The organism is Allobosea sp. P4_C6 (assembly GCF_056402015.1).
In genome coordinates this window covers 1-970 of record NZ_JBFUIF010000285.1, presented here as the reverse complement: position 1 = coordinate 970, position 970 = coordinate 1, and the positions used below count along the sequence as shown (strand labels likewise).

The following is a 970-nucleotide window of genomic DNA, read 5'->3' as shown; positions in this document are numbered from 1 at the left end:
TGTGAGCGCGGTGTACTCGTGAAGGCCTTCTGCGCGAAAATGGATCGTGGCGGCCGGATCGTCATACTGCCCGGCGACGCTCCGATAAAAATCAGCGTATTCGTCCTTCGAGATCTGGCTCTTTGGCTTGGTCCATAGCGCGGCGCCGTCTGCCAGCGTGGTCGCCTCCGCTCCAGGCTTCTCGGTCAGCGCGATGGGCACCGGGACATGGCCGGACTGCTCCTTGACGATGCGCTCCAGTGTCCAGCGCTCGGCATAGGTCTTCGCGTCGTCCAACAAGTGGAGAGTGACCCGCGTGCCACGCGCCGGCGCCTCCTCCAGGGCAACGGGTGCTATTGTGAACTCGCCTTTGCCGTCCGACTCCCACGCCCAGGCCTCACTGCTGCCGGCGCGACGACTGACGACCTGAACCTCGCCTGCGACCATGAAGGCCGAATAGAAGCCGACGCCGAACTGTCCGATGAGCTGGGCGCCTTCCTTGCCCTCGGCCGCGGCAACGCGATCCATAAAGCTGCGTGTGCCCGAACGCGCGATGGTGCCGAGGGCCTCTATCATCTCGTCCCGGCTCATGCCGATGCCATTATCGGCGATGACCAACTTGCCCGCCTCCGCATCTGCAGAAAGGGTGATCGCGAGCTTTGGCTCTTCGCGGAGCAGGTCGGGATGAGCGATCGCCTCGTACCGCAATTTCTCGCAAGCGTCGGCCGCGTTGGAGATCAGTTCCCGCAGGAACACGTCCCGGTCGGAATAGACCGAGTGCACCATCATATGCAGGAGGCGGGAAACGTCGGCTTCGAAGCTTCGGTGCTCGGTGGTGGTTGCGGTCATTAGTTAGTATCCAGAGAGGTCGTCGATCATGTTGGCCGAATTTAGGGATCGTCCTTCAACGGCGAAAGTACCCGTCTACTGGATGTTACAACGGGACCGCTCATGAGAGCGGCTCTGTGCCTTGCCGGTACCGGTTCAAGCC

Annotated in this window: 1 protein-coding gene; it reads right to left on the bottom strand. The window is 62.1% G+C overall.

Going from position 1 to position 970, the window contains the following annotated elements:
- A partial coding sequence (locus AC1DVA_RS28695) for an ATP-binding protein (RefSeq protein WP_476808174.1) occupies positions 1-828 on the bottom strand: 828 nt, incomplete at its 3' end.
- Positions 829-970: the final 142 nt, after the last annotated feature.